Source organism: Nocardiopsis kunsanensis DSM 44524, assembly GCF_000340965.1.
Taxonomy (GTDB): domain Bacteria; phylum Actinomycetota; class Actinomycetes; order Streptosporangiales; family Streptosporangiaceae; genus Nocardiopsis; species Nocardiopsis kunsanensis.
In genome coordinates this window covers 1-25,928 of sequence record NZ_ANAY01000005.1, presented here as the reverse complement: position 1 = coordinate 25,928, position 25,928 = coordinate 1, and the positions used below count along the sequence as shown (strand labels likewise).

At 70.5% G+C, this 25,928-nt stretch carries 22 protein-coding genes; 15 read left to right on the top strand and 7 right to left on the bottom strand.

Annotated elements, in window-relative coordinates; translation table 11 throughout:
- From D456_RS0104345 to D456_RS0104335, 3 genes are all read left to right on the top strand, one after another.
- Positions 1-1,020 carry a ferrochelatase gene (locus D456_RS0104345; protein WP_051049398.1) on the top strand — a complete coding sequence of 340 codons (1,020 nt, stop codon included), beginning with the start codon at positions 1-3 and terminating at the stop codon, positions 1,018-1,020.
- 193 nt (positions 1,021-1,213) lie between these two features.
- Positions 1,214-3,250, top strand: a complete 2,037-nt coding sequence (locus D456_RS0104340) for a S9 family peptidase (RefSeq protein WP_017574931.1) — start codon at positions 1,214-1,216, stop codon at positions 3,248-3,250.
- A 482-nt stretch (positions 3,251-3,732) separates the two neighbouring features.
- A complete protein-coding gene (locus D456_RS0104335) occupies positions 3,733-4,548 on the top strand; it encodes an inositol monophosphatase family protein (RefSeq protein ID WP_017574930.1) in 816 nt (271 codons plus the stop codon).
- A gap of 221 nt (positions 4,549-4,769) precedes the next feature.
- Here D456_RS0104335 and D456_RS27035 read toward each other — a convergent pair whose 3' ends face one another.
- Complete coding sequence (locus tag D456_RS27035) at positions 4,770-4,934, bottom strand: hypothetical protein (RefSeq protein WP_017574929.1); 165 nt, start codon at positions 4,932-4,934, stop codon at positions 4,770-4,772.
- Between the two features lie 673 nt (positions 4,935-5,607).
- On the opposite strand from D456_RS27035, the gene D456_RS0104325 reads away from it, so the two are divergent.
- From D456_RS0104325 to D456_RS0104315, 3 genes are all read left to right on the top strand, one after another.
- Entirely contained in the window at positions 5,608-6,261 is a 654-nt protein-coding gene (locus D456_RS0104325) for a response regulator transcription factor (protein ID WP_017574928.1), read from the top strand.
- A complete protein-coding gene (locus tag D456_RS0104320; protein WP_017574927.1) occupies positions 6,258-7,514 on the top strand; it encodes a sensor histidine kinase in 1,257 nt (418 codons plus the stop codon). The genes D456_RS0104325 and D456_RS0104320 overlap by 4 nt, the downstream gene beginning before the upstream one ends.
- 504 nt (positions 7,515-8,018) lie before the next feature.
- Complete coding sequence (locus D456_RS0104315; RefSeq protein ID WP_017574926.1) at positions 8,019-8,315, top strand: DUF4193 domain-containing protein; 297 nt, start codon at positions 8,019-8,021, stop codon at positions 8,313-8,315.
- A 195-nt stretch (positions 8,316-8,510) separates the two neighbouring features.
- On the opposite strand, the gene D456_RS0104310 is transcribed toward D456_RS0104315, so the two are convergent.
- Entirely contained in the window at positions 8,511-8,789 is a 279-nt protein-coding gene (locus tag D456_RS0104310) for a DUF4235 domain-containing protein (protein ID WP_017574925.1), read from the bottom strand.
- A gap of 217 nt (positions 8,790-9,006) precedes the next feature.
- Between D456_RS0104310 and valS the strand changes: the two genes are divergently transcribed.
- From valS to D456_RS0104290, 4 genes are all read left to right on the top strand, one after another.
- Positions 9,007-11,589, top strand: coding sequence for a valine--tRNA ligase (gene valS / locus D456_RS0104305; RefSeq protein ID WP_017574924.1), 2,583 nt, complete (start codon positions 9,007-9,009; stop codon positions 11,587-11,589).
- A 102-nt stretch (positions 11,590-11,691) separates the two neighbouring features.
- Complete coding sequence (dut, locus tag D456_RS0104300; protein ID WP_017574923.1) at positions 11,692-12,153, top strand: dUTP diphosphatase; 462 nt, start codon at positions 11,692-11,694, stop codon at positions 12,151-12,153.
- Between the two features lie 101 nt (positions 12,154-12,254).
- Complete coding sequence (locus D456_RS0104295; protein WP_017574922.1) at positions 12,255-13,100, top strand: DUF3710 domain-containing protein; 846 nt, start codon at positions 12,255-12,257, stop codon at positions 13,098-13,100.
- 43 nt (positions 13,101-13,143) lie between these two features.
- Positions 13,144-13,884 carry a PIG-L deacetylase family protein gene (locus D456_RS0104290; protein WP_017574921.1) on the top strand — a complete coding sequence of 247 codons (741 nt, stop codon included), beginning with the start codon at positions 13,144-13,146 and terminating at the stop codon, positions 13,882-13,884.
- 40 nt (positions 13,885-13,924) lie between these two features.
- Here D456_RS0104290 and D456_RS0104285 read toward each other — a convergent pair whose 3' ends face one another.
- A complete protein-coding gene (locus D456_RS0104285) occupies positions 13,925-15,028 on the bottom strand; it encodes a serpin family protein (protein ID WP_017574920.1) in 1,104 nt (367 codons plus the stop codon).
- Positions 15,029-15,323: 295 nt separating this feature from the next.
- Between D456_RS0104285 and D456_RS0104280 the strand changes: the two genes are divergently transcribed.
- Positions 15,324-16,118, top strand: a complete 795-nt coding sequence (locus D456_RS0104280; RefSeq protein ID WP_017574919.1) for a DUF3159 domain-containing protein — start codon at positions 15,324-15,326, stop codon at positions 16,116-16,118.
- Positions 16,119-16,184: 66 nt separating this feature from the next.
- Here the strand turns inward: D456_RS0104280 and D456_RS0104275 are convergent, their stop codons facing one another.
- Positions 16,185-16,868 carry a potassium channel family protein gene (locus D456_RS0104275; protein WP_026115558.1) on the bottom strand — a complete coding sequence of 228 codons (684 nt, stop codon included), beginning with the start codon at positions 16,866-16,868 and terminating at the stop codon, positions 16,185-16,187.
- Positions 16,861-17,535, bottom strand: a complete 675-nt coding sequence (locus D456_RS0104270; RefSeq protein WP_026115557.1) for a potassium channel family protein — start codon at positions 17,533-17,535, stop codon at positions 16,861-16,863. The genes D456_RS0104275 and D456_RS0104270 overlap by 8 nt, the downstream gene beginning before the upstream one ends.
- A gap of 218 nt (positions 17,536-17,753) precedes the next feature.
- Between D456_RS0104270 and D456_RS0104265 the strand changes: the two genes are divergently transcribed.
- Entirely contained in the window at positions 17,754-19,043 is a 1,290-nt protein-coding gene (locus D456_RS0104265; protein WP_017574916.1) for a class I SAM-dependent RNA methyltransferase, read from the top strand.
- A 15-nt stretch (positions 19,044-19,058) separates the two neighbouring features.
- Here D456_RS0104265 and D456_RS0104260 read toward each other — a convergent pair whose 3' ends face one another.
- Together D456_RS0104260 and D456_RS0104255 are read right to left on the bottom strand one after the other, a co-directional pair.
- Complete coding sequence (locus D456_RS0104260; RefSeq protein WP_017574915.1) at positions 19,059-19,352, bottom strand: hypothetical protein; 294 nt, start codon at positions 19,350-19,352, stop codon at positions 19,059-19,061.
- Between the two features lie 288 nt (positions 19,353-19,640).
- Positions 19,641-20,726 (bottom strand): hypothetical protein, encoded by a 1,086-nt coding sequence (locus D456_RS0104255; protein WP_230480088.1) that lies wholly within the window; start codon positions 20,724-20,726, stop codon positions 19,641-19,643.
- Positions 20,727-21,139: 413 nt separating this feature from the next.
- On the opposite strand from D456_RS0104255, the gene D456_RS0104250 reads away from it, so the two are divergent.
- The 3 genes from D456_RS0104250 to D456_RS23625 form a co-directional block, all read left to right on the top strand.
- Positions 21,140-22,075 carry an LLM class F420-dependent oxidoreductase gene (locus D456_RS0104250; protein WP_017574913.1) on the top strand — a complete coding sequence of 312 codons (936 nt, stop codon included), beginning with the start codon at positions 21,140-21,142 and terminating at the stop codon, positions 22,073-22,075.
- Positions 22,076-22,412: 337 nt separating this feature from the next.
- Positions 22,413-25,175 (top strand): aconitate hydratase AcnA, encoded by a 2,763-nt coding sequence (gene acnA / locus D456_RS0104245; RefSeq protein ID WP_193373804.1) that lies wholly within the window; start codon positions 22,413-22,415, stop codon positions 25,173-25,175.
- Between the two features lie 389 nt (positions 25,176-25,564).
- Positions 25,565-25,928: protein kinase domain-containing protein (locus D456_RS23625; protein WP_040698675.1), on the top strand; the 364-nt coding region annotated here is incomplete at its 3' end.

The window sequence follows — 25,928 nt, the reverse complement described above, 5'->3', positions numbered from 1 at the left end:
ATGAGGCCTTACGACGCGTTTTTGCTCATCTCTTTCGGTGGCCCGGAGGGCGAGGACGAGGTCATCCCGTTCCTGGAGAACGTCACTCGTGGACGCAACATCCCCAGGGAGCGACTCGCTGAGGTCGGGGAGCACTACTTCCTCTTCGGAGGGGTCAGCCCGATCAACCAGCAGTGCCGGGACCTGCTCGCCGCCGTCACCGAGGACTTCGAGTCGGCCGGTGTCGACCTGCCGATCTACTGGGGCAACCGGTTCTGGACCCCGCTGTTCACCGACACGTTGGAGCAGATGAAGCAGGACGGGGTGCGGCGTGTGCTCGCGGTGCCCACCTCCGCCTACTGCAACTGGTCCAGCCGCACCGCCTACCTCGAGGACATCGACCGGGCCCGAGCCGCCCTGGGCGAGGACGCCCCCGAGATCGACCTGGTGCGTCCCTTCTACGACCACCCCGGGTTCGTCGAGCCGCTGGCCGAGTACACCCGGGACGCCCTCGACCGGTTGCCCGAGGACCAGCGCCGAGGCGTGCGCCTGCTCTTCTCGGCGCACTCCATCCCCACGGAGATGGCCGAGCGCAGCGGGACCCCGGGCCGGACCTACGGCCCCGCGGGTGCCTACGGCGACCAGCTCCAGGCCGTCGCCCGCCTGGTCGTGGAGCGCCTCGACCGCGAGTACCCCTACGAGGTCGTCTACCAGAGCCGCAGCGGTCCGCCCAGCCAGCCCTGGTTGGAGCCCGACGTCAACGACCGCATCGAGGAGCTGGCCGACGAGGGTGTGCCCGCCGTCGTGGTCGTCCCGCACGGGTTCGTCTCCGACCACATGGAGGTCAAGTTCGACCTCGACGTCGAGGCACGCGAGACCGCGGAGAAGCGCGGCCTCGGCTATCAGCGCGCCCTGAGCCCGGGCACGCACCCCGCGTTCGTCTCGATGATCACCGACCTGGTGCGCGAGTACACCGGGCAGGCCGAGCAGCAGCGCCTGACCACGCTGCCCTCGTGCGAGATGGAGCAGTGCAGCTGCTGAACAGTCCGCCGGGCCGGTCCTGAGCGGCCTGCCCGGCACAGCCCTTCCTGCCCTCACCGGCCCCGTACGCACCTGTGGGAGGCTGGGGCCGGGGCGCGCTCGGCCGGAGTTGCGAAGGCATCCACCGACCGCCCCGCACCGCCCGCACCCCCTGCGCGGTGTTCGTCCACACCGAGTCACAGGAGAACGCGCCTTGGTCCGTTCCTGGTACGAACTGCCGGAATACGTACAGCTGCGCCGAGTCAACGGTCTGCGCCTCTCGCCGGACGGGACCCGTCTGGTCGCACCCGTGAGCAGCTCGGCCCCCGACGGCAGAAGCTTCCGCAACGCTCTGTGGGAGATCGACGCCGCCCCCGAGTCCGAGGGCGGCCGTGCTCCCCGCCGGCTCACCCGCTCCGCCGAGGGCGAGAGCAGCGCCGGATTCCTCCCCGACGGGTCCGTGCTCTTCGGCGCGGGCCGTCCCGACCCCGATGCCGAGCCCGAGGACAAACCCGAGCCGGCCCTGTGGGTGCTGCCCGCCGACGGAGGCGAGGCCCGCCGCGTGGCCACCCGGCCCGGCGGCATCTCCGCCTTCACCGTTGCCCGGGACGCGGGGACGGTGGCCTTCACCGCCAACGCCCACCCCGACTCCGCCGACGCCGAGGCCGAACGCGAGGTCCGCAAGGAACGCCGGGAGGCCGGGGTGACGGCGATCCTGCACGAGTCCCTGCCGATCCGTTCCTGGGACCACGACCTGGGGCCGCAGTACCCCCGGTTCTTCGCCGCGGCCCCGCCCGAGGACGAGGACTCCGGGCTCGGCGAACACCGCGACCTGACCCCCGACGCCGGCAAACACCTCATCGGCGCCTCCGGTGACCTGACCCCCGACGGTTCGGTCCTGGTGACCTCCTGGCGTGTGCCCACCGGCGGCGGATCGGTCCGCACCCAGCTGGTGCGCGTGGACACCTCCACCGGTGAGCACAGCACCCTGATCTCCTCCGAGACCCACGACTACGCCTCACCCGTGGTCTCCCCGGACGGGCGGCAGGTGCTGTGCATGCGCGCCTTCGACGGCGACGCGGACGGCGAACCGCGCCTGGTCTCGCTGTGCGTGGTCGATCTGGGCACCGGCCGGGAGCGGGTCCTGGCCGCCGAGTCCGAGTTGTGGCCGCGCGACCTGGCCTGGGCACCCGACTCCGCCGCGGTCTTCTTCGTCGCCGACCAGAACGGCCGCCGCCCCCTGTTCCGCGTCGACCTGGGGTCGGGTGACCTCACCCGGCTGACCGGGGACCACGGGGCCTACAGCGCGCTGAACCCCTCCCCTGACGGGCGCCACGTCTTCGCCCTGCGCGACGCCTGGGACGCCCCGCCCGCGCCCGTGCGCGTGGACGCCGCGAGCGAGGACGCCGAACCCGTCCACCTGCGTACCCCCGGCTCGGAACTGAGCATGCCGGGCACCCTCACCGAGGTGGAGACGACCGCCGACGACGGCACCACGCTCCGTTCCTGGCTCGTGCTGCCCGAGGAGGCCTCCAGCGACTCGCCCGCCCCGCTCCTGCTGTGGGTGCACGGCGGCCCCTACATGAGCTTCAACGGCTGGACCTGGCGTTGGAACCCCTGGCTCATGGCCGCTCGCGGCTGGGCGGTCCTGCTTCCCGACCCGGCCCTGTCCACCGGTTACGGCCAGCAGATGCTGCGCCGTGCCTGGGGGCAGTGGGGCCCGCGTGTGCACGACGACGTCATGGCCGTCACCGACGCCGCCGAGGCCCGTGAGGACATCGACCCCCGCCACACCGCGATGATGGGCGGTTCCTTCGGCGGTTACATGGCCAACTGGATCGCCGGGCACACCGACCGCTTCTCCGCGATCGTCTCCCATGCTTCCCTGTGGCACCTGGACGCGTTCGTCGGTACCACCGACCACCCGCCCGTGTGGGAGCGCGAGTTCGGCACGCCCTCGACGCGCCCCGAGCGCTACGAGCTCAACTCCCCGCACCTGAGCGCGGACCGCATCCGCACGCCCATGCTCGTCATCCACGGCGACAAGGACTACCGGGTGCCGATCGGGGAGGGGCTGCGCTTGTGGCGCGATCTCGTGCTCCACGAGGTCGAGGCCAAGTTCCTGTACTTCCCGGACGAGAACCACTGGATCCTCAGCCCGGGCAACGCACGGGTCTGGTACGAGACGATCTTCGCCTTCTTCGACCACCACGTGTTCGGCAAGGAGTGGACCAGGCCCGAGCACCTCTAGGCCGTTAGGCCGTGTTTTTTGCATCATTTCGGTCCCGTGCCGTCGCCCGCCACCGCCCTCGACGGGCGCGCCGGCGCGGCAGTGTTTCCGCGAAACCACCAGCTGCCTCTCGCTGTGTCTCTGCGCTCGTGAAGCACAACCGTGCGGGACCCCGCTGTGCGACGCTGCGGAGCTTGCGTAGCAGGGCACAGCAGGGGCGACGGCCGCTCGCTGATCCGAAAGCCTCCTGAAAAACACCCCTGACAGGATCGGGCGGGGAGAACCCTCCGGGCCTCTCCGGCGCCCGCTGAAGGGTGCGGGGCCGTGGGGCAGGTTCTCCCACGGCCCCACGGCACGGGCCGTGGGGCCGGGAAGGCCCCTCCGACCGGGCTAGGCTCGGGGTGCGGGGGAACACCACTGGCCTCGGCCAGGCATCCCACACCATCCGTCTCACAACCGACAGCTCGCGAACCGAGCCGACGTCACCGCGGGGGAGAACAGACGTGACCACGACACAGTCCGCACCCGACCCGGACGACCTGCGCGCACTCGCCGTGCGGGTGGCCACCGAGGCGGGTGAACTGGCCGCACAGGGCCAGGAGGGCATCACCGTGCTGGACACCAAGTCCAGCCCCACCGACGTCGTCACCGAGATGGACCGGGCAACCGAGGAACTCATCCGTTCACGGCTGCTGGCCGAACGCCCCGGCGACGCCTTCCTCGGGGAGGAGGAGGGCGGTGACGAGGCCGGCACCGCACCGGTCCGCTGGATCGTCGATCCGATCGACGGCACCGTCAACTACCTCTACGGCAGCCCCGACTGGGGGGTGGCCATCGCAGCCGAGGTCGACGGGCAGGTCGTGGCCGCGGCCGTGGCCCAGCCCGGGCGCGGGCGCTCGTACGAGGCGGTCCGGGGCCGGGGCGCGTTCCTCGACGGTGAACGTCTGGTCGCCCCCGAGGCGGTCCCGTTGGAGCGGGCCCTGGTCGCGACCGGGTTCGGTTACGTGCCCGAACGGCGCCGGCACCAGGCCCGGGTACTGCTCGGGCTCGTTCCCGGGATCCGCGACATCCGCCGTACCGGATCGGCCGCGGTGGACCTGTGCGGGCTGGCCTCGGGGCAGTGCAACGCCTACTACGAGCGCGGCCTCAACCCTTGGGACTGGGCCGCACCCGGTCTGGTGGCCGCCGAGGCCGGTCTGCGTGTGGCCGGCGCCCGGGGCGGGCCGCCCAGCGAGGACCTGGTGGTGGCCGCACGGCCGGAACTGTTCGAGGAGCTGGAGCCGCTGCTCCTGGAACTGGGGGCCGACCGCGACGAGTGAGCTGCCGGTCGCTGGATCCGGGATCGCTGCCGTCCCCTGCGGGGTGCGGGAGGAACCTGCCGATCCTGGTCCGGGAACGGGCCTGTGCGCCCGCCAGGAGGCCGCTCAGGGCATACGGGAGGGGCAGGGGCCACAACCATCGGCCCCTGCCCCTCCCTACGTTTCATGGAGGAGTCCCGGTCACATGGCTCCGAGCGTCCTCCGAGGTCTCCGAAACCTGTTCAGGCGCGGGTGTCGACGCCGTTGCGAGCCGCGAGACCGTGCAGATCCTCGAGCTCCGACGCGTGCATGTCGGCGAGGAAGTCGTCCCCGGCGGCCTGAGCCGACTGGAGCGACCGGTAGGTCTCGTTGATACGGACCTTGATCTCCGTGAGGAACTCGCCCATTGCACCTCTTCCAGGGGTAGGCACCGGGGCATGGCGACGCCCGGTGCGGATCCGTCAGGCACACGCTCGGTGCGTGCTTCGATCGAAGTGGTCACGACCCTGTGACATGTACGCCCGTCGCGGTCCGGCCGTCGACCGGCTTCCACGCGTGCGCTCACTATCTGTACCGCACTGTGACGAGGGTCAAACCATCGGGTCCCGGGAGAAAAACATGCATGACCGGAAGTGGCGGGTGTGACTACTGGGGTTTCTGTGAATTACCAGGTCACGGGCGTCCCTAAGGTCTGCGGGGGTGTCGGTCGAGGGAAGCGCGCGAGGCCGGGAATGCCGGTGTCCCATGCCACATTGAACGTCGTAGGTCCTGCGCTTACTTGTTTCTTATTCTTCATGTGTCAGATTTGAGATGTGCGGGGTTGAGCCGCCGCCGGCGGTTGGGGGATTCGCCGGCGGCGGCCCCCGCGCACCAAAGGGGGTTGAGACTCCCGGCCCAGCGCCCGGGCGGCCGGGCCGAGGCGGTTCGTCAGAACCGGGAGGGCGGGTTTACCGTCTTCGTATCTCGGCCGAGGAAACCCGGAGGGCGCGGCCGGGACCGAGAACGCCGCTGCCGGTGTGTTGGGGGATGCGCCGGCAGCGGCCCCTTTTTGTTCGCTGTCGAGACTGTAGAAGGTCCAACGTGCGCGTACTCGTGGTCGAAGACGAACAGGTGCTGGCCGACGCGGTCGCGGTCGGTCTCCGCCGCGAGTCCATGGCCGTGGACACCGTCTACGACGGTGACACCGCGCTCGAGCACCTCTGGGTCAACGACTACGACGTCGTCGTGCTCGACCGCGACCTCCCCGGGACCCACGGCGACGAAGTGGCCCGCACCCTGGTCAGGGACGGCTTTCCCGGGCGCATCCTCATGCTCACGGCCTCCGACGGGGTCGAGGACAAGGTCGAGGGCCTCAGCCTGGGCGCCGACGACTACCTCGCCAAACCCTTCGCCTTCGCAGAGCTCATCGCACGCGTGCACGCCCTGGCCCGGCGCGCCACCCCGCCGTTGCCCCCGGTCCTGGAGCGCCACGGCATCACCCTCGACCCGGCCAACCACACCGTCCACCGCGACGGCCGCGAGCTCTCCCTCACCCCGAAGGAGTTCGCCGTGCTGCAGGTGCTCATGCGCGCCCAGGGCACCGTCGTCAGCGCGGAGGGGCTGCTGGAGAAGGCCTGGGACGAGAACGCCGACCCCTTCACCAACGTCGTACGGGTCACCGTCATGACCCTGCGCAAGAAACTCGGTGAACCCTCCGTGATCCGTACCGTTCCCGGCGCCGGATACCAGCTGTGAGACCGGAGGACGCCGAACCGGGGCAGGTCGAACCCACCCGCCCCGGCGACACCGGTACCTGGCGCAGGCTCAACGAGCCGGCCTCGGCGGGGGAGGAGGGCAAGCAGCGCACCTCTTCCCGGCCCATGGAGCGCGTGCACCGTTTCACCGACAACCTCAGCCTGCGCGCCCGACTCACCCTCATCTACGGGATGCTGTTCTTCGCTGCGGGCTCGGTGCTGGTCCTGGTCAACTACCTCGTCGTGGCGTTGCTGCTCAACGCCCTGCTGGTGGAGGACAGCGCCGCCGAGCTGCTGGCCCACAGCGACCTCATCGAAGAGGTCCTCAACCACGTCACGCGTTTCTCGCTGCTGGCCCTGTTCCTGGTCGGCCTGCTCGCCGTCGGGCTGGGTTACGCCGTGGCCGGGCGCGCCCTGTCGCCGTTGCAGAAGATCACCCGCATCGCCAGACGCCTGTCCGAACGCTCCCTGCACGAACGCATCGCCCTCTCCGGGCCCGACGACGAGATCCGTGAGCTCGCCGACACCTTCGACGGCATGCTCGAACGCCTGGACCGGGCCTTCGACGGCCAGCGCCGGTTCGTGGCCAACGCCTCACACGAGTTGCGTACGCCCCTGGCGATCAACCGCACCCTCCTGGAGGTGGCCCTCAGCGCCCCGGACGTCTCCTCCGACCTCAAGAGCGTCGGCCAGACCCTGATGGAGACCAACGCGCGCCACGAGCGCCTCATCGACGGCCTGTTGTTCCTGGCCAAGAGCGACCGCGAGCTCGAGGTGCGGGCCCGGGTGGACCTGGAGGAGGTCGCGGGAACCGTCCTGAGCCAGCTCTCCGGGGAGATCGAGGGCTCGGGCCTGACCCTCCGCCGCGACCTGCGGGCCGCTGCCGTGGTGGGCGATCCCGTGCTGCTGGAACGCCTCGTGGCCAACCTCGTGGAGAACGCCCTCAAGTACAACGTGGACGACGGCGAGATCACCATCCGCAGCGGACTCTACGAAGGCATGCCCGCGGTACAGGTGGAGAACTCCGGAAAGGTGATCCCCGCCTACGAGATCGAGGGCCTCTTCGAACCCTTCCGACGGGGGACCGGCAACCGGGTCGGGTCCGGGCGCAGCTCCGGTCTGGGGATGTCCATCGTGCGTTCGGTCGTGCGTGCCCACGAGGGTTCGGTGACCGCCTGGCCGCGCGCCGGCGGGGGTCTGGTCGTCACCGTGTGTCTGCCCGCGGCCCCGGCGGAGGCGACCGACCGGCGTTGACGTCCGTGGCCGTCTTCGGACGGCATCGCAACCCGGTCGTTACCAGGTGCGGAGCGAGGCTGCATGAGTCCGCACTTCGTGGTATCTATACGTGTCCGACGACACGCACACCCGTGTCACGAGCGTGGACCATGGGTGGGTATGCTTCCCCGGGCGTGGACACGGAGGGAATCCCTCCTGACGTGGGCATGTCTTGGTTTTTGCCCACACCGGAGGCAGAATTCCGCGATTCTTCCACTGTGGGAGGAAACGGACTTTCCACGTCTACGGGGAGCTCGGCGTTGGGTAGTACTCAATCGACTGGTAGCGGGCACGACCACCTCACGTGGCCGCCTCCGGCCACGGGCCCGTGGTCATGCCGCTGACCTGTGGACGATGACCCGGGAGGGGCGCGGCCCACCCACATCGGTAGAACTCATCGGACGGACCGGGCACAAACCAAGGTCTCTCGAGCGTTACACCCGCGCGACGAGGCATTGAACGAGGGGGATGGAGTAAGCAGAGATGGCCACCGACTACGACAGCCCGCGCAAGACTGACGAGGACATCAACGAGGACAGCCTCCAGGAACTGCAGTCTCGCCGTGGAGACAAGAGCACCGGCACCATCGACGCCGACCCCGATGAGGTCGCCGAGGGGATGGAACTGCCCGGAGCGGACTTGTCCGGTGAGGAGCTCGCCGTGCGCGTGCTTCCCCGCCAGGCCGACGAGTTCACCTGCTCCAGCTGCTTCCTGGTGCACCACCGCAGCCAGCTCGCCGTGCAGCGCAAGGGCCAGTTGGTCTGCAAGGAGTGCGTCTGAACGGACGTGAACGGGCCGTCTCAGGGGTCACGACCCGTGGGGCGCGCACATGGAGGCGGGCCCGCCCCGGCGCCCCCTGCCGGCAGAGCCATGGGGGCGGCCCCCACGTCCACGGGCGAGGGTGGTGGACGGCCGACCGCACGAGTCACCCGTGCGGTGAGCCGTCCACCACGCCTGCCGTCCTCGGGAGCGGCACTACGAACCCAGTTCCGCCCTGCGCGAACCCCCGGCCCCCTTGCGGGCGGCACGGACGGCCAGTACACGGGCCACCTCGACCCCCACGCCGGCCAAGACGGCCCAGCTCAACGCGCGCCCCAGGCTGGTCTCGGGCGAGTCCACGTCCGTGGGGGGCTCCTCACCCGTCGCACGGGTCCACGCGAAGGTCAGGGCCTTGCGCGTGGCGAACTCCGCCGCGAAACCCGCCGCGAAACCGATGAGTGCCGGAGCGAGCTCACCGCCGTCCTTCTTAGCCATCAGAATCGTCCACCGTTTCCTTCGTACCTGAACGATGGTGCACGGTAGGGCCGCACACCTTCTGCGTACCGAATCCTGTCACGGGGACGGTCACGGCGCAGTGGGGGGCCGCGCCGGTACGCTCTGGTGCGCATGCGGGAGGCGGAGCCCTTTTCGGCGGACGCTCCCGCTCGCGCAGCAGGTCGAGTGCCTGCCGAACAGGCCCTAACATTGGGCCATGACCAACCGCTCTCATTCCTTCCGCATGCCCGACAAGCCTTCGCTGGACGGTATCGAGGCGAAGTGGGTCGACGTATGGGATGAGTCCGGCGTCTACCATTTCGACCGCACCGCCGGCCGCGAGGACGTCTTCTCCATCGACACCCCTCCGCCCACGGTCTCGGGGTCGCTGCACATCGGTCACGTGTTCTCCTACACCCACACCGACACCGTGGCGCGTTTCCAGCGCATGAACGGCAAGGCCGTCTTCTACCCGATGGGCTGGGACGACAACGGGCTGCCGACCGAGCGCCGCGTCCAGAACTACTACGGAGTGCGCTGCGACCCGTCGATCCCTTACGACCCGGACTTCCAACCGCCGGAAAAGCCCGACCGCAAGCGGCAGATCCCGATCTCGCGGCGCAACTTCATCGAGCTGTGCGACATCCTCACCACCGAGGACGAGAAGGTCTTCGAATCCATCTGGCGCCGCCTCGGTCTGAGCGTGGACTGGCGGTACACCTACGCCACCATCGACGACACCTCCCGGGCCGCCGCCCAGCGCGCCTTCCTGCGCAACCTGGCCCGAGGTGAGGCCTACATGGCCGAGGCGCCCACACTGTGGGACGTGACCTTCCGCACCGCTGTCGCCCAGGCCGAGCTCGAGGACCGCGAGCGTCCCAGCGCTTACCACAAGGTCGCCTTCCACAAGGCCGACGGCAGCCCGGTGCACATCGAGACCACCCGCCCCGAGCTGCTCCCGGCGTGCGTGGCCCTGGTCGCCCACCCCGACGACGAGCGTTACAAGGACCTGTTCGGCACCACCGTCACCACACCCGTCTTCGGTGTGGAGGTGCCCGTCGAGGCCCACCGCCTCGCCGACCCCGAGAAGGGGTCGGGCATCGCCATGATCTGCACCTTCGGTGACACGACCGACGTCACCTGGTGGCGCGAGCTCCAGCTCACCACCCGTCCGATCATCGGCTGGGACGGGCGCATCATGGCCGACACACCCCAGGGCCTGCAGACCGGCCCCGCCCGCGAGGCCTACGACAGGCTCGTCGGTGCCACCGTGCACACCGCACGCGAGCGCATGGTCGAGATGCTCGGCGAGAGCGGCGACCTCGTCGGGGAGCCCACGCCCATCACCCACCCGGTGAAGTTCTACGAGAAGGGTGACAAGCCCCTCGAGGTCGTCACCACCCGCCAGTGGTACATCCGCAACGGCGGCCGTGACGAGGACCTGCGCGCCCAGCTCATCCAGCGCGGCCGCGAGTTGGTCTGGCACCCCGACCACATGCGCCAGCGCTACGAGAACTGGGTCGAGGGCCTCAACGGCGACTGGCTCATCAGCCGCCAGCGCTTCTTCGGCGTGCCCTTCCCCGTCTGGTATCCGCTCGACGGCGACGGCAACCCGCGCTACGACGAGCCGCTCGTGCCCACCGAGGACCAGCTCCCGATCGACCCGAGCTCGCAGGCCCCGGCCGGCTACACCGAGGAGCAGCGCGGCATGCCCGGCGGGTTCACCGGCGACCCCGACGTCATGGACACCTGGGCGACCTCTTCGCTCTCGCCGCAGATCGCCTCCGGCTGGGAACGGGACGAAGACCTCTTCGGGAGGGTCTTCCCGATGGACTTCCGCCCCCAGGGCCAGGACATCATCCGTACGTGGCTGTTCTCCACGGTCGTGCGCGCCCACTTCGAGCACGACTCGCTGCCCTGGTCCACCACCGGCTTGTCCGGCTGGATCCTGGACCCGGACCGCAAGAAGATGTCCAAGTCCAAGGGCAACGTCGTCACGCCCGTCGCGATGCTGGAGAAGTACAGCTCCGACGCGGTGCGCTACTGGGCCGCCAACGGCCGCCTGGGCACCGACACCGCCCTGGACGAGGGCCAGATGAAGATCGGGCGCCGCCTGTCCATCAAGATCCTCAACGCCAGCAAGTTCGTCATGTCGGTCGCGGGCAGCGGGGAGGCCACCTCCGAACCGGCCCAGGTCACCCAGCCCCTGGACCGCGCGATGCTCGCCGCCCTGGCCGAGGTCGTGGCCGAGGCCACCACCGCGTTCCAGTCCTTCGACCACACACGGGCCCTGGAACGTACCGAGCGTTTCTTCTGGGCCTTCTGTGACGACTACCTGGAGTTGGTCAAGGCCCGCGCCTACGACACCGAGTCCGCCGAGGGCGCCTCGGCCCGAGCGGCCCTGCTCATCGCCCTGGACGTGCTCCACCGCCTCTTCTCGCCGTTCCTGCCCTTCGTGACCGAGGAGGTCTGGAGCTGGTGGCGGGAGGGCTCGGTGCATGGTCAGCCCTGGCCCGACGCCGAGGAGTACAGCGCCCTGGCCGCCGACGGCGACCCCGCCGTGCTCGCTGCCACCGCCGAGGTGCTGCACGACGTGCGCCGCGCCAAGTCCGAGGCCAAGCTGTCCATGCGCGCCGAGGTCGCGAACGTGCATGTGGCCGGTGACCGGGTCGAGGCGGTCCGTCCGGCCGTCGGTGACCTGGCCGCGGCCGGCCGAGCCGCCGCCGTCGACCTCGAGCCGGTCGAGGGAAAGGAACTCACCGTCGAGGTGAGCCTGCCCGACTCCGGGGAGCAGCAGTAACGGCACCAGGGGCCGGGGCGGTCACGAGCGCTCCGGCCCCGCTGTTCGTACCGGTCGGCTGTACCGGGACCGATAGGCTCGGCGGATGTGAGTAGCACATCGATGGAAGAGGGTCCGATCCCGATCACGGTCCACCGGATCGATCCCGGCCTTCCCCTCCCCGAGTACGCCCACGACGGTGACGCAGGTGCCGACCTGCGCACGACCGTGGACGCCGTCCTCGAACCGGGGGAGCGGGCCACCCTGCCCACCGGTCTGGCCATTGCGCTGCCGCAGGGGTACGCGGCCTTCGTCCACCCGCGCTCCGGGTTGGCCGCGCGCCACGGTGTCACGATCGTCAACGCGCCAGGAACCGTCGACGCCGGGTACCGGGGCCAGATCCGAGTGACTCTGCTCAACACCGACGCGCACACCCCCGTCAAGTTCGAGCGCGGGGACCGGATCGCCCAGCTGGTGATCCAGCGCGTGGAACGGGCCGAGTTCGTGGAGGCCGACGCCCTGCCCGACACCGAGCGGGGAGCGGGAGGTTTCGGATCGACCGGGGGCCACACCGCACAGGGATGACACGAGCCCCCGGGCCCTGAACGGTGGATGCCCGGTCCGCCGGACGGGGACCGGCCCCGGTGACCAGCCGGGCCCGACCTGAGAGCTGGAGAGGTGAAGGCGTGTTCGGACGCCGTAAGAAGAAGGACCAGGGTACCGGCAGAGAGGCCGCACCGGCCCCCGAGCCGTCGCCGTCGAAGCAGGAAGGGGCGGCCGGGGCCGTCTCCTTCGAGAACGAGATCACACCCGAGAGGGCCCGGTCCGAGCCGGTCAAGGGGGAGGACCGCCACCGTGCGACCGGCCCCTGGGACGAGAGCGAGGACGCCCCCGAGTCCCAGCGCATGGACCTGGGCAGCATGAGGGTGCCCATGGACCAGGGATCCGACATCCAGGTCAACGTGGCCAAGGACAAGCAGGGCAAACAGCGCATCATCGGTATCACGCTGGTGCGGGGCCGGACCTCACTGCAGGTCCAGCCCTTCGCCGCACCCAAGTCCTCCGGTCTGTGGGACGAGATGCGTGAGGAACTGCGCGGGCAGGTCACGCAGCAGGGCGGCCGGGTCGAGGACCACGAGGGTCCCTTCGGGGCCGAGCTGAGGGCCCTGGTACCGGTCAAGGGACGCACCAACGAGGAGGGCAAGCAGCTCGGTCAGCGTGTGCGCTTCATCGGTGTGGACGGACCCCGCTGGGTACTGCGCGGTGTCATCCGGGGCGAGGGCGCCTCCAAACCCGAGATGATGGCCGAGGCCGAGCGGATGTTCGCCGGCATCGTCGTGGTGCGCGGGGACCAGCCCGCGCCGCCCAACGAGATGCTGCCGATCACCGTGCCCAAGGAGATCCAGGACAAGATGGCCGAGGCCGCCGCGCAGCGTTCGGCGCAGCAGACCGCCCAGAAGGGCAATGCGGGCCGCTCCCCGAACGGTTCGCCCAGTTCCGGCACGGCCGGGGAACCGCCCTCCCGGAGCTGACGGGGTCCTGTCGGGGGAGCGCCGGTTTCCGTAGGCTCGGGCCATGACTCAGAGCACGGACGACAGCGCCCCCCGGCCCCTGCCGGAGGACTGGCAGAAGGCCCTGGCAGTGGTGGCCCACCCCGACGACCTGGAGTTCGGCACCTCCTCCGCCCTGGCCCGGTGGACCCGGCAGGGCAAGGACGTCGTCGAACTCCTCGTGACCAAGGGCGAGGCCGGCATCGACACCCTCGCACCCCAGGAGTGCGCACCGGTGCGTATGGCCGAGCAGCGGGCCTCGGCGGCCGTGGTCGGCGCCTCGGCCGTGGAGTTCCTCGACTTCCCCGACGGCACCCTGGAGTACGGGTTGCCGCTGCGCCGCGCCCTGGCCGAGGCGATCAGGCGGCACCGCCCCGACGTGGTGGTCTCCATCAACTTCCGCGAACACTTCGCAGGCGCACCGTTCTTCAACCACGCCGACCACCGGGTCCTGGGCCCCGCACTGCTGGACGCGGTACGCGATGCGGCCAACCGGTGGGTCTTCCGGGACCAGCTCGCCGACGGTGCGCAACCGTGGCAAGGGGTCCGGTTCGCCGCCTTCGGCGCGGCGCCCGGACCCACCCACTACGTCGAACTGTCGGAGGAGGACCTGGCCGCCGGGGTGGCCTCCCTCGACTCCCACGAGGCCTACATGGCCGCCCTGGAAGGCTGGGACCACCGCTCGTTCCTGCCTGAGGCGGCCGCGGAGGCCGGACGCCTGGCCGGGGTTCCCCTGGCGACCGTCTTCGAGGTCTTCGACACCTGAACCGCCGGGGCGGGGAGCCCTCCGGTGCGCGTGCCGGTCCTCAGCGAGCCGGACCCGGGTCGACCGGATCGCTCACCCGCCCCAGGAACAGCAGCGCCCCGCGGCGGCGGAGCGCGAACACGAACGGGCGGTCGACGGTGAAGGCCACCGGAGGCGTCGGCACCATCCCCGACATCACCAGCATCGCTGCGGTCGCCGCGGCCCCTTCGGCGCCCTTCTCGTCCACACGCAACACCGACTGGTGCAGCATCGCGTCGACCTTGAGCGGGGCCTCGCTGATGCCGTCGAAGCGGGCCCGGTCCGAGACGGCCTCGTGCACGCCGAGCTCGGCCAGGGGCTCCAGGAGAGAGGTGTCGGTCTGCACCATGAACCGGGGCAGGGCCAGCTCCACCTGCTGTTGTGCGCGGCCCCCGTAGAGCGCTCCGAGGTCCGCGGCCCGTAGCGGGGGCGGGGTGGGGGACCGGTCGTCGGGCAGGAACAGGTCCAGGCTGAGCCCGTGTCCGCCCTCCAGGCTCACCATCGACCATCCGCGTGCTCGGGCGTGGGACAGGCGTTCGCTGCGGTGCATGGTCGCCACCTCCCGCCGTCCGCCGGGCGTGTGGAAGGGACGTTGCGTGGTGCGGTCCATCTCGAAGGGGGTGGTCCAGGCCATGGCCACCCACAACGCGTTGACCAGGAGGAAGCGCACATCGGCGTGGATCGTCCCCGGCGGCAGGAGTTCGTCGATCAGCCCATGGGTGAGCCGTGAGATCCGGGCGTTGATGCGGGTGCGTACCCCTTCGGCGTCCCCGGGGAAGTCGGCGGCCTCGACCTCCGCGGCGACCCGTTCGTGCACCAGGCCCCGGAAATCCGGGCGCAGCGGGAGGTCGGCGCGCGGGTAGAGGCCGTTGAGGGCGGACAGGTCCAGGCCCTCCTCGGGTGCGGCGGCCTCGTCCAGGGACTCCAGGTGTCCGCGCAGATCCTTCCCCACCAGGGACACCAGCTCTTCCCTGGTGCGCTCGCGGGCGCCCGAGGCCAACAGGGACAGGACCGTGGCCACGGAGTAGGGCGACCACACGTGTGAGCTCTCCGGCCGGGTGAGGGCCTGATCGAGGGCGGCGGCGAAGGCCAGGTGATCGGTCCGGGGTGCGGTGCTCAGCCTCATGCGGGCCTTCCTCGCGACGGCGGGTGCAGCTGCCAGCGTACGGAAGGCCCGGAGAAGCCGCACGCGACATCCGAGGACCAACACGGACGAACCCGCCCCGGGGTCCGTGACCGCCTGTCCCAACGGCCTGTGTAAAGGGTGACACGTGGCCTAGGCTGGTTCAGGATGGCGGGTGACTCCGCGTCGAAGACGTGTGAGACCGGAGACTACCGTCGAGGTCTTCCGTGAACCTGCGCCAGGAAGGAGAGGGCGTTCCTCCCCGCTCGAGGGCGGGGCCTGTGCGCCCAACACCCAGATGACCGAGCAGTATCGGGCCACCGAGGAGTCCGTCTTGTCGGAAGACCGGCACAGTACCGACGGCACACCCCGGGTCACCGAGGACACCGTCGAGGCCCTGGTCCGCTCCCAGCTGTCGAAGGCCCTGGGCGGCAAACGCGGCATGGTCGAGGCCGCCGTACCCACGCTGACCTTCACCATCGGCTACGTCGTGACCACCGAACTCGGCCGGTCGATCACCGCGGCCGTGGTCGTGGCTCTGCTCCTCGGCCTGATCCGCCTGGTGCAGCGTTCCTCGCCCCAGTACGTCATCACGAGCCTGTTCGGGATCGGGATCGCCGCGCTGTTCGCGATGCGCAGCGGTAACGCCGCCGACGCCTTCCTGCCCGGCATCATCTACAACGCCGTGTACGCGGTGGTGCTCACCGGCACGATCCTGATCCGCTGGCCCGCCATCGGACTGATGATCGGCCCCTTCATCGGGAACAAGGAGGACTTCACCTCCTGGCGCACGAATCCCGCCGTGGTCACGCTCGCCTCGCGTCTGACCTGGCTCCTGATCCTGCCGTGCGTGATCCGTGTGCTCGTCCAGTATCCGTTGTGGCTGGCCGAACACTACGAGTGGGCCGACACGTTCGCGTTGCTGGGCTTCTCCAAGGTCGCCATGGGCTGGCCCCTGCAGGTCGCCGCCTTCACGGGGATGGTGTGGGTCCTCGCCCGCGGCCGGACCCCCCTGGGACGTTCCTCCGAGGACGCCGACGGTCCCGGGGGCCAGGAGAACCCCCAGGAGAAGGGCGGACCCGAGGCACCCTGAACCGTGCGCCGGTGACAGGCGTCCCCGAAGCACGGAACCCCTACGGGCCGTGCTCGGGGCGGAACCTCAGGTCTCGTCCGCGGGGCCGAGCAGCTCCTCCAGGACGCTCAGGGCTTCCGGGGCGGCGAGGAACACGAGTGTGTTGCCCACGGCCAGCTCCCGGGACGGCTCGGGCGGGCGCACCCCGCCCGGGCCCAGCACCGCCACGAGCGCGGTGCCCTCGGGTAGCGCCGCGGTCAGTTCCGACTCGGCACGCCCCACGAAGGTGCTGTGCGCGGACAGGACCGTCTCTGCGATCTCGGCCCCCGGAAGGGGCGGGCGGGCACCCTCGTCCTCCGGGTCCTCCTCGGGCACACCCTCGACCAGGTCCGCGATCAACCGCGGGGGAGAGACCGCCAGGTCCACGCCCCAGGAGTCGTCGAAGAGCCATTCGTTCTCGGGCGCGTTGATCCGGGCGATCACCCGTTCCACCCCGAACTCGCTCTTGGCGAGCAGCGAGACCACGAGGTTGACCTTGTCGTCGCTGCTGGCGGCGACGACCACGTCGAAGTCGCCCAGACGGGCGTCCTCCAACGTGGCCAACTCGCACGCGTCGGCGAGCAGCCACTCCACCTGGGGTATGTCGTCGACCCCGATCCGCCGGGTGTCCCGGTCGATGAGCAGCACGTCGTGGCCGCTGCCGGCCAGCTCCGTGGCGATGGAGCGGCCCACGCTCCCCGCACCCGCGATGGCGATCCGCATCTCAACCACGCTCCGTATCGTCGGCCAACCGCTCGGGCAGACCCTCCAGGTCCTGGGAGTGGGCCACCACGTGCAGCACGTCGCCGGCCTCCAGCACCTGGTCCACCCCGGCCAGCAGGATCCGGCCGCTGCGTGTCAGGTACACCACACGCAGGCCCCGGCCCAGTTCCAGCTCGGTGACACTGCGGCCGGTCCACCCCTCGGGCAGGGGTACCTCCTGCATCGCCAAGGTCCCCGACGCGTCCTGCCACTCCGGCGCGGAGGCCAGCTGTTCGTCCCCGGGCATCATGCGCCGCAGGATCGCGTCGGCCGTCCACCCCACGGTGGCCACGGTGGGGATCCCCAGACGCTGGTAGACCGCCGCGCGCCGCGGGTCGTAGATCCGGGCGACCACGTTCTCGACCCCGAAGGTCTCACGTGCCACCCGGGCGGCGATGATGTTGGAGTTGTCACCGTTGCTGACCGCGACGAACGCCGAGGCCCGTTCGATCCCTGCGGTCTGCAACGCCTCACGGTCGTGCCCCACGCCGCGCACCGCGTGTTTGGCGACGTTCCCGCGCAGCCGCCGGAACGAGTCGGGGTCCTGGTCGATCACCGCGACCGTGTGCCCGAGGTCCACCAGCGTGTGCGCGAGAGTGGACCCCACTCGGCCGCACCCCATGATCACGATGTGCATCTGGTCCGCGCTTCCGTCGAGACAACCCTCACCGGGCACCGAACGATCCATGCCCTCGAGAACACAGCCTGGCACAGATCCCCGGGGTACGTGTGCCTGACCTCCTGTCAGGACGCGAGCGCGGCCGGAACGGGCCCGCAGGACAGTAGATTGGGAACGGTGGGTGGCTGTGCGTGCATGGTCACCGTGACGCGCCCCGACCATCGAAGGACACCGCCATGACCCGTGTGGGTACCGAGTTCGAGCTCACCGTCGACGACGTGGCCCACGGAGGGTGGTGCGTGGGGCGCCACGAGGACCAGGTCGTCTTCGTGCGCCACACCCTGCCCGGCGAACGTGTACGCGTGCGGGTGACCGAGGAGACCACCCGGTTCCTGCGCGGCGACGCCGTGGAGGTCCTCGAAGCCTCCCCCGACCGTGTCGAGGCCCCCTGCCCCTACGCCGGCCCCGGTAAGTGCGGCGGCTGCGACTGGCAGCACGCCTCGCTCCCGGCCCAGCGCCGCATCAAGGGCCAGGTGATCGGCGAGCAGCTGCGCCGTATCGCCGGTATCGAGCGCGAGGTCGAGGTCGAGGAGCTCCCCGGGACTCCTGACGGCCTCGGCTGGCGCACCCGTGTGCGGTTCACCGTGGACGAGGACGGCCACGCCGGACTGCGCCGCCACCGCTCCCACGAGGTCGAACCCGTCGACCGCTGTTTGATCGCCCACCCCGGCGTGACCGAGCTCGGTATCCCCGAGGTGCGGTGGAAGGGCATCCGCGACGTCGAGGGTGTGGCCTCCGCCGCCCGCGCCGACCGGGCCGTCGTCGTCAACCCCGTCGGCGCCAAACTCGGCACCCTGCCCGAGCTCAAGGCCTCCAGCGCGGTGCTGCGGCGGTTCAAGGGCGGCCGGATCCAGCAGGTACGCGGGCGCAAGGGTGTGCGCGAGAACGTCGACGAGCGTGAGTTCCGGGTCAGCGCCGGCGGGTTCTGGCAGGTGCACCCGGAGGCCGGCCGGGTCCTGACCCACGCGGTCATGGAGGCGCTGCGGCCCAAGGAGGGCGAGACCGCCCTCGACCTGTTCTGCGGGGCCGGCCTCTTCACCCGTTTCCTCGCCGAGGCGGTGGGGCCCGAGGGACGCGCGATGGGCGTGGAGAGCGGGGCCGATGCCGTGCGCGACGCCCGCTACAACCTGCGCGACCTGGAACAGGTGCGTATCGAACAGGGGGACGCCGCGGCGCAGATGCGCGAGTGGGCGGACGTGCGCGCCGACGTGGTGGCACTGGACCCGCCGCGTTCGGGGGCGGGCAAGGAGACGGTGAACCTGATCGCCGGCACACGCCCGCGTGCGGTCGCCTATGTCTCCTGCGACCCGGCCACGCTCGCCCGGGACCTCGCCGAGTTCGAGCGCCGCAAGTACCGGCTGACCGAGTTGCGCGCCTTCGATGCGTTCCCGATGACCCACCACGTGGAGTGCCTGGCGGTCCTGGAACCGGTCAAGCTCGCCCCGCGCCACCGCGAGCTGGACTGAGCCGCGGGGCCCGAGTCACGGCCGCTCCCGGAGAACGTGCAGGACCTCGGCCCCGTGCGGGGGAAGACACGAGGGGTCTTGGCCGGAAGGGTCCTCTCGTGCGGAGCCGGGGTCCCCGTCCGGTTCCGCGGGGTCCGCGTGCTGGGAGCCCCGAGCGGTGGGTTCCCGGGGGCCGGGGCCTGCCGTGGGTTCGGTGCAGAGGTCGATACCGAGGTGTGCGGCCACGTCCCGGGCGTGTTCCGGTTCCATGAGGGCGAGAAGCCTGACGAGGCGGGCACGGTCCTCCGGGAGCAGGGGGTCATCCGTCATGCACTGTGTGTACCCGTTCGGGGGCGGGGTGTCCCGGTCGTACGGCGGAACCGGATCCGGGGCCGCGAGGGTCGTCCCCGCGGTACCGGGGCGCCCTTTCCGGGCGGGGGGGGCGGTACACGCGGGGTGCCGGTGGCGCCGAGAGCCTCCGGAGGGGCTGAGCCTCCGCCGGACCGGAGGCCCCAGCAGCCCCGGCCCGCCCTGCACACCGGCGGAACCCCCGCCCGGCCCGTGTGCACGGCTGCGTGGGGCCTGCCCCCGGCCCGCGCGCTCAGGCGTTCCGGCGGCTCAGTCGTCGTCGGGGGCGGCGCTGCGGCGCTTGCGGCCCAGGTGGAGGGCGAGGCCGCCACCGGCGAGTGCGAGCGTTCCCACAGCGGCGAGACCGGCCACGGCCGCGCCGGTCACGGGCAGCCCCTGCCCGGAGTCACCGTGCTCGGTGCCGGCAGCGGCGTCCTCCTCCGCGGTCCGGTCCGAGTCGTCCCGGCCGGATTCTGCGGGTGCTTCCTCCGCGGGTGTTTCCTCGGTCGGCGTCTCCGTCCCGGGCGCGGCACCGGACCCGGGCTCGGGGGCGGTCCGCTCCTCCTCGGCGGTCTCCGGCAGGGGCTCGGAGCGCTCGTCGGTCCCGTCCGAGGCAGGGGCCTCCTCACCGTCGGTTCCGCTCTCCCCGTCGACGGTGTCCTCGGGGGTGCCGCACTCGACGGCGACCTCGCCCAGGGTCAGCTCGAACAGCTCTTCGCCGTCCTGGACGGCGGTCACGGTGGTGCCCGCGCTCCCGCTGCGCCCGCTCTCGCTGTCGGGCCGGTCCGTGGTCACGGTGATCTCTGCGGCCTTCCCGCCGGGGCCCTCGACGACCTCGGTGACCTCTGGTTCGTCCGCTGCGATCGGGGTGCCCATGACGGTCAGGACCTGCTCACTGAAGCCTTCGCCGCCCAGCGCATGGTCCCACGAGAGGTTTCCGTGGAAATCGCAGGCCACCGATGTGCGCAGCCCGTCCACGGAGACCAGGGGCCGTTCTTCCTCGCCGGGCAGGACCAGCTCCACGCCCGCGGCCGCCGTGTGTGCCTCGGCGTGCCCGGTCCCCTCGGCGCTGGTCCCGACCTCCGAACGCTGCGGACCGGCCACCTCCAGGTACGGGGTGATGCCGGTGGGGTCGGTGGCGAACTCCGCGGCGGCCCGGTCCTCGCCCAGTTCGGACTCGGCGTGCACGTGGCCCCAGAACCCTCGTAGGTCCTCCCCGGGGGCCTCGAGGCGCACCAGAGTGCTGTCCGCGCTCGCGGGGAAGTCCTCTCCGGCGTCGGCGGTGGCCGGGGCAGGAGCCAGGGCCACGGCGCTGCCGAGGAGGACGGCAGGCGCGGTGAGGAGCGCACGGGACACGGACAAGGACACCACCTCCGGAAGAGGGCTCCGCCCCGGATGGGGTCGGCCGAAAGCATCATATTTTCTTCCAATTAAAATATTTGCCAAATACAAGATGGTGTGTCGGGAATCATCCTGAATGGTTCCTGCGGCACGGGTCCGGGGCGCCGTTCCGCGTTCCGTCCCTGGTCAGTGCCTCCCCGCTCCGGTGGCCGCGGTTCCGGGCCGACCGGAGGCCGTGCCCGTGACGGTGTCGCGGATCCGTGCGGCGGTCGGCTGGCACCGGTGTCCGGCCGACGGCCTCGTCGTCGCTGCGCGAGGGGCCGCCGCGCAAGCGGTGTCCGGCAGGCCGGGGCCGTGCGCGGGGCCTGCCGGAGCTGGAGTGGTGCGACGAATTCGGCGCTGTGGCCGAGGTGGGTGAAAATGGGCCCATGCGCCTGAGGATCTTCCTCGAGCCCCAACAGGGGGCCACCTACGAGGACCAACTCGCCGTCGCCAGGGCCACTGAGGACCTCGGTTTCGACGGACTGTTCCGCTCCGACCACCTGCTGCACATGGGTGACCACGTGAGTGGTCTGCCCGGGCCCAGCGATGCCTGGATCACTCTGGCCGGCTTGGCCCGCGAGACCTCCAGGATCCGACTGGGCACGCTCATGACCGCGGCGACCTTCCGCTATCCCGGCCCGTTGGCCGTCTCCGTGGCCCAGGTCGACCGGATGAGCGGGGGCCGGGTCGAGTTCGGCTTCGGTGCGGGATGGTACGAGGACGAGCACGCCGCCTACGGGATCCCCTTCCCGAAGGCCGGCCGCGAGCGGTTCGACCGGTACGAGGAGCAGCTGGACATCATCACCGGCCTGTGGAGCACACCGGTGGGGGAGTCCTTCCGCTACGAGGGCAAGTACTACCGCCTCTCGGAGGGGCCGGCGTTGCCCAAGCCGCAACAGGGACCGCGCCCGCCGGTCATCATCGGCGGGACCGGCCCCAAGCGCACCCCGCGCCTGGCGGCCGTGTTCGCCGACGAGTACAACGTGCCCTTCTCCTCGCTGGAGGAGACCGCGGCCGCCTTCGGCCGTACACGCGACGCCGTGGCGGCTTCCTCCCGTACCGGGCCCATGACCTACTCGGCGGCGCAGGTGCTCTGCGTGGGCCGGGACGAGGCCGAGATCGCCCGGCGGGCCGAGCGCATCGGCCGCGAGCCCGCGGAACTGCGGGCCAACGGCCTGGCGGGCAGCCCGGACGAGCTGGTGGACAAGATCGGCCGGTTCGCCGAGGCGGGGGCCGAACGCCTCTATCTCCAGGTGCTGGACATGTCCGACCTGGACCACCTCGCGTTGGTGGCCGAGCAAGTGGCACCGCAGGTCGCGTGAGTCTTTCCGGGGGGCGGGTGTCCGCCCGTGGCGGGCACCCGATAACTTGATATCGAGATACAAGTCAGATAACTTGATGTCAAGATAAAAGCGGGGTTCCCCCGGCCCGCATCCGGCTCGGGCGTGTGAAGTTCACCGCTTGTCGACGTCCGGCCCCGCTTCATCGTGGACGCCCGCGATCCGTGGGCCGCCTGCCCTGTGGCGAGTGGTGTCGTTGCAGGTCAGGGCGGAACTGGTGGATGCTGGTGATGCGAGGGGCCCCGGGTTCGGAGGCCCCGGTCCCCGGCATCGGACAAGGGCGGCCTCAGTAGGTCCCGCGTCCGCCCCATGAGGCAGGATGCTGGGGACAAAGTGGCGAGATCAGGAGGCAGACACCGTGTCCACGAACAGCTTCGGCGCACGTGACACGTTGCGCGTTGGCGACGAGTCGTACGAGATCTTCCGGTTGGACGCCGTCGAGGGGTCCGACCGGCTTCCTTACAGCTTGAAGGTTCTGCTCGAGAACCTCCTCCGCAAGGAGGACGGGCAGAACGTCACCGCCGACCACATCCGTGCACTCGGCAACTGGGACCCGAACGCCCAGCCGAGCCAGGAGATCCAGTTCACCCCCTCGCGGGTGATCATGCAGGACTTCACCGGCGTTCCCTGTGTCGTCGACCTGGCGACCATGCGCGAGGCCGTGCGCGAGATGGGTGGCGACGCGGACAAGATCAACCCGCTCGCCCCCGCCGAGTTGGTCATCGACCACTCGGTCGTGGTCGACCTCTTCGGGAGCCCCGACGCCTTCGAGCGCAACGTCGAGATCGAGTACGAGCGCAACTACGAGCGCTACAAGTTCCTCCGGTGGGGCCAGACCGCTTTCGACGAGTTCAAGGTCGTTCCGCCCGGCACCGGCATCGTGCACCAGGCCAACATCGAGCACCTGGCGCGCGTGACCATGAGCCGCAACGGCCAGGCCTACCCCGACACCTGTGTGGGCACCGACTCCCACACCACGATGCAGAACGGCCTGGGCATCCTGGGCTGGGGCGTCGGCGGCATCGAGGCCGAGGCCGCCATGCTCGGCCAGCCGATCTCCATGCTCATCCCGCGCGTGGTCGGCTTCAAGCTCACCGGCCAGCTCCAGCCGGGCACCACCGCAACCGACCTGGTGCTCACCATCACCGAGAAGCTCCGTGAGCACGGCGTCGTCGGCAAGTTCGTCGAGTTCTACGGCGAGGGCGTCTCCTCCGTGCCGCTGGCCAACCGCGCCACCATCGGCAACATGAGCCCCGAGTTCGGCTCCACCGCTGCGATGTTCCCCGTCGACGAGGAGAGCATCCGGTACATGAAGCTGACCGGCCGCTCCGACGAGCACGTCCAGCTGGTCGAGTCCTACGCCAAGGCCAACGGTTTCTGGCACGACCCCTCGAAGGAGGCCGAGTACTCCGAGTACCTGGAGCTCGACCTGGCCGAGGTCGTGCCCTCCATCGCCGGCCCCAAGCGCCCGCAGGACCGCATCGCGCTCTCCGAGGCCAAGAGCGCCTGGCGCCACGACGTCCGCAACTACGTCGAGGACGAGATCGACGAGGCCAACGAGGAGACCTTCCCGGCCTCCGACGCTCCGGCCCAGCACGTGAACGGTGAGCGTCCGCACCGTCCGGTCGAGGTCACCATGGCCGACGGCACCGAGACCGCGATCGACCACGGCGCCGTCACCATCGCCGCGATCACCTCGTGCACCAACACCTCGAACCCCTCGGTCATGCTGGGAGCCGCCCTGCTGGCCAAGAAGGCGGTCGAGAAGGGCCTGTCCAGCAAGCCGTGGGTCAAGACCTCCATGGCCCCGGGCTCCAAGGTCGTCACCGACTACTACGAGCGCTCCGGCCTGACCCCGTACCTGGACAAGCTGGGCTTCAACCTGGTCGGCTACGGGTGCACCACCTGCATCGGCAACTCCGGTCCGCTGCCGACGGAGATCTCCAAGGCCGTGCAGGACAACGACCTGGCCGTCACCTCGGTGCTCTCCGGCAACCGCAACTTCGAGGGCCGGATCAACCCGGACGTCAAGATGAACTACCTGGCCTCGCCGCCGCTGGTGGTCGCCTACGCCCTGGCCGGGTCCATGGACGTGGACATCACCACCGAGCCGCTGGGCGTCGGCAAGGACGGCGAGAACGTCTACCTGGCCGACATCTGGCCGACCTCCGAGGAGATCCAGGAGGTCATGGACAACTCCATCGCCTCCGACATGTACGAGGCGGCCTACTCCGACGTGTTCGCCGGTGACGAGCGCTGGCACGAGCTGCCCACGCCGACCGGTAACACCTACGAGTGGGAGGCGGACTCCACCTACGTCCGCAAGCCCCCGTACTTCGAGGGCATGGGCCGGACCCCGGAGCCGGTCACCGACATCAACGGTGCCCGCGTACTGGCCAAGCTGGGCGACTCGGTCACCACCGACCACATCTCGCCCGCCGCGGCCATCAAGCCGGGGACCCCGGCGGCCGACTACCTCAAGGCCAACGGTGTCGAGCGCCGCGACTTCAACTCCTACGGTTCCCGTCGCGGCAACCACGAGGTGATGATCCGCGGTACGTTCGCCAACATCCGCCTGCGCAACCAGCTCGCGCCGGGGACCGAGGGCGGCTACACCCGCGACTTCTCCCAGCCCGGGGGGCCGGTGTCCTTCATCTACGACGCCGCGCAGAACTACGCCGAGCAGGGCACCCCGCTGGTGGTCCTGGGCGGTAAGGAGTACGGCTCCGGCTCCTCGCGCGACTGGGCGGCCAAGGGCACCAGCCTGCTGGGCGTGCGCGCGGTCATCACCCAGTCCTACGAGCGCATCCACCGCTCCAACCTGATCGGGATGGGTGTCCTGCCGCTGCAGTTCCCCGAAGGCGAGTCGGCGGACTCCCTGGGGCTGACCGGTGAGGAGACCTTCTCCATCACCGGTGTGACCGAGTTCAACGAGGGCCGTATCCCGAGCACGGTCAAGGTCACCACCGAGACGGGGGTCGAGTTCGACGCCGACGTGCGTATCGACACCCCGGGTGAGGCCGACTACTACCGCAACGGCGGCATCCTGCAGTTCGTCCTGCGCCAGCTGATCGCCAAGTAGCGGTTCGAGCTCCGCTCCGCACCCAACAGGTGCGCCGCGCGGTTCACGGGGGCCGCCACCGTCCGACCGACGGTGGCGGCCCCTTCGTTCTGCCGGGCACGCGCGGACCGCGCCCGGGCGCGGGGCTCACGGCGACGAACTCGCGGGGCGGGATCCTGCCTCGTGACCGGTCCGGAGGGGCCGGGAGCCGGTACTGGAGTACCCGGCACCCGCCTTCTGTGGCTAATCTGGGAGGGCCCCCAACCGGGGACGCCGTCCTCGCGCGCCCCGCGTCGGCTGCGCGGAGCGCCGGACGCGCCGTCCCGGACCGAAGACCCTGCTGTGTCGACCACGGTTCCAGGGCGCGGACCGGGCGACCGCACGCATGACGACCAAGGAACGGGACGGGCGTGGACGAACCCCTGGACCAGGACACCGGATCGATCCCGGAACACGGGCCCGAAGAACGTACTGTGGGCGGTTTCCGGATCCTGCGCCCGTTGGGGCGCGGCGGTTTCGGCGAGGTGTACCTGGGTGAGGACGAGGCGGGCCGGTTGGCGGCGGTGAAGGTGCTGCACGCGAGTTGGGCCGGTGACACCGAGATGCGGCGCCGGTTCGCCACGGAGGTGGACCAGGCCCGGCGGGTGAGCGGGTTCTGCATCGCCTCGATCCTGGACGCCGACCCCGACGCGGACGAGCCCTGGATCGCCACCGAGTACATCGACGGACCCACCCTCCAGGACTCCGTGACCAAGGAGGGCCCCCGCAGCGGCA

Excerpts from the sequence above, each read along its gene's own strand:
- D456_RS0104265 (WP_017574916.1), top strand. The coding sequence starts at position 17,754 with ATGACCCGTGTGGGTACCGAGTTCGAGCTCACCGTCGACGACGTGGCC.
- D456_RS0104285 (WP_017574920.1), bottom strand. The coding sequence starts at position 15,028 with ATGAGGCTGAGCACCGCACCCCGGACCGATCACCTGGCCTTCGCCGCC.
- dut (WP_017574923.1), top strand. The coding sequence starts at position 11,692 with ATGGAAGAGGGTCCGATCCCGATCACGGTCCACCGGATCGATCCCGGC.
- acnA (WP_193373804.1), top strand. The coding sequence starts at position 22,413 with ATGCTGGGGACAAAGTGGCGAGATCAGGAGGCAGACACCGTGTCCACG.
- D456_RS0104270 (WP_026115557.1), bottom strand. The coding sequence starts at position 17,535 with ATGCACATCGTGATCATGGGGTGCGGCCGAGTGGGGTCCACTCTCGCG.
- D456_RS0104315 (WP_017574926.1), top strand. The coding sequence starts at position 8,019 with ATGGCCACCGACTACGACAGCCCGCGCAAGACTGACGAGGACATCAAC.
- valS (WP_017574924.1), top strand. The coding sequence starts at position 9,007 with ATGACCAACCGCTCTCATTCCTTCCGCATGCCCGACAAGCCTTCGCTG.
- D456_RS0104260 (WP_017574915.1), bottom strand. The coding sequence starts at position 19,352 with ATGACGGATGACCCCCTGCTCCCGGAGGACCGTGCCCGCCTCGTCAGG.
- D456_RS0104345 (WP_051049398.1), top strand. The coding sequence starts at position 1 with ATGAGGCCTTACGACGCGTTTTTGCTCATCTCTTTCGGTGGCCCGGAG.
- D456_RS0104250 (WP_017574913.1), top strand. The coding sequence starts at position 21,140 with ATGCGCCTGAGGATCTTCCTCGAGCCCCAACAGGGGGCCACCTACGAG.
- D456_RS0104280 (WP_017574919.1), top strand. The coding sequence starts at position 15,324 with ATGACCGAGCAGTATCGGGCCACCGAGGAGTCCGTCTTGTCGGAAGAC.
- D456_RS0104310 (WP_017574925.1), bottom strand. The coding sequence starts at position 8,789 with ATGGCTAAGAAGGACGGCGGTGAGCTCGCTCCGGCACTCATCGGTTTC.
- D456_RS0104290 (WP_017574921.1), top strand. The coding sequence starts at position 13,144 with ATGACTCAGAGCACGGACGACAGCGCCCCCCGGCCCCTGCCGGAGGAC.
- D456_RS27035 (WP_017574929.1), bottom strand. The coding sequence starts at position 4,934 with ATGGGCGAGTTCCTCACGGAGATCAAGGTCCGTATCAACGAGACCTAC.